Below are 3,915 nucleotides of genomic sequence, written 5' to 3'. Positions count from 1 at the left end.
ACGACCATCGCACTCGCTCGAGACTATCGGATCAACGTCGGCCATTTGCCGCTCTATGCGGAAACCAAGGATCGAGGCATCCTCATCGACGTCATCAAGGCCATGGACCAGGAATACAGAGACGGGCGCTTGAGCATCGAGGTCTATCCATTCGAGCGTTCGATCCATAATGTCGCCCAAGGCCTTGCCGATCTGCACTTTCCGATCGTTGGCAGCGCCCACTGGGAACCCGAGGATGGCCCCTACGAGGACCAGCTGCGCGCGCGGGGCCTGCGACGCTCCAGGTGCAGTCTGACCAAGAGTCATTTCGCCCTCTACCGCAATCGCGAGCGTCCCCCGCTCGATCTGGCCCGGCTCGGTGACTACCGTATCGAGACCGACGCTGGGCACAGACAGTTTTTCGAGACCCCATTGCAGGGCACCACTTGCCTGCCCTGCAGCGTCAAGAAGCTAAGCGCCAACCGAATCGACGGCCTTGTGTTTGCCTCGCGAGAGATCGATCTCATGATTCGCGAGGCCGGTCTGACCAGTATCGCCCGCCAGAACTTCAGGATCTTCGGCTCCAAATTCATCCTGCCGGATACCGCCGAGGGTGCAGAAACGGATGCGATGCTCTGTGAGGTCATCGGCCGCATGATCCGCAAGGGCACCCTGGAGCAGGTCGCCCGTCCCTACAGCGCCTACTTCCTGCGCGAATACGGAGACCCCTATCTCCCAACCCTCGAGGATCTGTCACGCTGACCCCGAGCGAGGTCCACGATTGCAACAATGCTGTCCTTCTTCTTATCGTCACGACGATCTCCGCTCGCGGTGCGTCTGCTGCTTACGATCCTCTTCACCAGCTCGCTGATCACCCTCCTCGCTGTCGGGGCGCAGCTCTACACGGAATATCGCAATGACGTCGACCTGATCGAACAACGCCTGGACCAGATCAAAGGGAGCTACAGCGACTCCGTTGCCCTTAGTGTCTGGAATTTCGACCGCAAGCAGTTTCGCAGCCAGCTCGACGGCATCCTGCATTTTCCGGATATTGTCTTCGCCGAGATTCGTGGGCAGGACGGAGAGCTCATTCTGGCCCAGGGCGAGCCCCCAGAGGCGCGTTTTATCCGTGAGGAAATCGAGCTTGCGACGACCGATTTCGGCCGGGTCGTCGAGCCCGGACGCCTGATCATCGTGGCCAGTCTGGATCGGGTTTACAGCAACCTCTTCGAGCGCGGTCTGATCATCCTCGTGACCCAGGGGGTCAAGACCTTCGTCGTCTCCATTGTCATCCTATTGGCCTTCCACTGGATGGTGACGCGACATCTGTACCGGATTGGCGAGTATGCTCGACAGATCGACCTGCGCTCCGAGGAACGATTGCAGATCCAGCGCGGCCCGGGCACCGATGACGAGCTGGATTTCATCGTCAAGGCCATCAATGCGATGCAAGACAACATCCAGCACAGCTACCGGACCATTGGTCAGCTCAATCAGAGCCTTGAGCATAAGGTTAAGAAGCGAACGCGGGAGCTACAGGCATCGACCGCCAAGTTTCGCTATCTCTTCCAGAATGCCCTCGAGTCAATCGCCATCTTCCAGGCCGGCCGCTGTGTTGATCTCAATCAGGCCGGCGTCGAGCTGTTCGGCTTCGCATCGAGCGCCCAGGCTCGCGGCCTTACGCCAGACGCGTTCGTCGCTCCCGAATCGGTCGCGCCCGTGCACGAGAAGATCGCCAATGAGGATACCGAGCCTTACGAGGCGATCGGCAGGAAACGCGATGGCAGTCATTTTCCGATGCTCGTGAAAGGCCAGAACGCCATCATCGATGGCAAACCGACACGCATCACCGCCGCCATCGACCTCACCGCGATCCGACGGAGCGAGGAGGCACTCAAACGCGCGAATCAGGAGCTAGAGAGGATCGCCCACACCGACCCGCTGACCGGGGCCTTCAATCGGCGCTATCTCGAAGATGCGGCGGGCGCTCTGCTGCCGCTCGCTCGCCGGGACGGTCGGGATATCGCCATCGCGATGATGGATATCGATCGATGATTTCAAGGCCATCAATGATGGCTTTGGGCATGACACCGGAGACCGAGTGATCCGCGTCCTGGTCGAGCTGATCCGGCAACACATCAGACAGAGCGACCTGATCGTCCGTTTTGGCGGCGAAGAGTTCCTGCTACTGCTTCCCAACACCGGACTCGCAGGCGCGGCTCATGTGGCCGAGACCATCCGCCACGAGGTCGCGACCAACCGAGCCGCCGACCCAGTGCAGTTTACTTTGAGCATCGGAATCACGATCGTCTCGCGTCAAGACCTCGACATCGAAGAGACCATCGCGCGTGCCGACGGGGCGCTCTATCAAGCGAAGCGCGAGGGCAAGGATCGCGTGTGCAGCGCGACGGTGCCGGACCCGCTCGGATCAAGGGGCAGGCTCCCACCTGATCGCGGTGAGGATGGGAGATGGGAGAGCAACAGCTGACCGACCGAGGTCATCGAGAGACCGAAGGCGGCCAGCTCGTCAGCAGCGCGCCCGGCGCGACCGATGTCAAAGAGCAGCGTGCCTGTCAAATCCATTCCGCTATGGTTGTCGCATGACCTGATCGACGGGCCGTCTCGGTGAGGGCGGCAGTCGCTTCTTCGCATATCCCAGGCGGATCAGCAGCAGCGGTTGCGCGCCGGGGTTCAATCCGAGATGAGCCGCCAGCCGCCTGCGAATCGGCTCGACCTCGCAGGGCATATTGACGTGGGCGTGCGCGATGCCCAGAGAAGTCGCGGTGAGCACGACGCGTTCGAAGCTTCGGCCAATGTCGACCCAATGGCCTTTGTCATGCGATCGGGCAATGAAGAGCAACAGCAGGGAGGACTGGCGGATCGCCTTCTCCTGCCGATCCGCCTCGCCCTCTGGCTTCACCAGTCTCGTCATGATCCAGCGGCCGAGCCAGCGCGGCACCGAAGGAAACCCCATTGCCTCGCCGACGAGGCCATCCTGCCGGGCCGACACCTCAGGCCGGGAGAACCGAATCCAGGACAGGAGCTCGGCGACGAAGGCCGGATCATTGAACTGGATGATACTGGCTTCCCGGACGAGGTCGATGATCGGCTCGATGTCCGGATCACCAACGCTGAACGCACGCAGCTCCACGGCATCCCGAAGATTGGCCTCCAGGATTCGTGCACGATCGGATTGCTTGATCGACCGCCCATCGTAGTCCCGCCGATTCGTCTGACGTTCGGGAATGGCGCGGAACAAGGCGTCGACGTTCTCATCGGCGCCCTGCGCTGCCGACAACCGAACACGCACACAGGCCTCCGCCTCATCGGCGGGGAAATACTCGACGCTCGCCACAAGGCCCTGATGCGAGGCCGCGATGATGAGATTTTCGAGCGCGCAGCCAAGGCTGATAAAGAGCGCGTGATCGTCCGGGTCGACGACCGGCAGCCGGCGGGACAGGTCGGGAAAGATCCTGATGCGGTCCTGACCCACCGAGAACTGCCACGGCTGGGTGTTATGTCCGGACGGCGCCCGGACCGCGAAGGGGATCAGCTGCTCGGCAATCGGCTCCATGGCGCACCTCGTGGTTGGTCAGGAGTGAGGTGAACAGCGGCGATTCTTCTTGCTCGCCACCTAGCCGCCCTCGATCAACGCCTTCGTAATCCTGTTCTTCTCTTTTCTTTCTCTTTCTCAACCGCATCGAGGCACACTGTTGGCGCGACAAGGCGCAACCCTTGCTGCAGCGGGAGATGGCGCCTACCTAGTCCGAGCGGTAACTGGCGTGATCTGGGGCTTGTGGCACCTGCCGGCAAACTTACTCTCGAGTACCTCCCAAACTCACCTAGGATGCCCAAAACGAAAAACGGGCTAGCCCCGCATAAAGCTAACCCGTTGTTTCTATTGGCTCCCCGAACTGGACTCGAACCAGTGACCCA

At 61.1% G+C, this 3,915-nt stretch carries 4 protein-coding genes; 3 read left to right on the top strand and 1 reads right to left on the bottom strand.

Going from position 1 to position 3,915, the window contains the following annotated elements; translation table 11 throughout:
• The 3 genes from ACY693_RS16375 to ACY693_RS16365 all read left to right on the top strand — a co-directional run.
• The coding region (locus ACY693_RS16375) for a hypothetical protein (RefSeq protein ID WP_462322879.1) at positions 1–741 on the top strand (741 nt) is incomplete at its 5' end.
• A gap of 69 nt (positions 742–810) precedes the next feature.
• The gene (locus tag ACY693_RS16370) at positions 811–2,034 is read left to right on the top strand and encodes a PAS domain S-box protein (RefSeq protein WP_462322878.1); all 1,224 of its coding nucleotides are present in this window, start codon (positions 811–813) and stop codon (positions 2,032–2,034) included.
• Positions 2,035–2,080: 46 nt separating this feature from the next.
• A complete protein-coding gene (locus ACY693_RS16365) occupies positions 2,081–2,467 on the top strand; it encodes a GGDEF domain-containing protein (RefSeq protein WP_462322877.1) in 387 nt (128 codons plus the stop codon).
• A 99-nt stretch (positions 2,468–2,566) separates the two neighbouring features.
• Here ACY693_RS16365 and ACY693_RS16360 read toward each other — a convergent pair whose 3' ends face one another.
• Positions 2,567–3,553 (bottom strand): Acg family FMN-binding oxidoreductase, encoded by a 987-nt coding sequence (locus ACY693_RS16360; protein WP_462322876.1) that lies wholly within the window; start codon positions 3,551–3,553, stop codon positions 2,567–2,569.
• Between the last annotated feature and the right edge of the window lie 362 nt (positions 3,554–3,915).

This window comes from Halochromatium sp. (assembly GCF_054919635.1).
Note: the sequence above shows the minus strand (reverse complement) of the source record. Positions and strands in the feature narration are given on the sequence as shown.

Excerpts from the sequence above, each read along its gene's own strand:
- ACY693_RS16360 (WP_462322876.1), bottom strand. The coding sequence starts at position 3,553 with ATGGAGCCGATTGCCGAGCAGCTGATCCCCTTCGCGGTCCGGGCGCCG.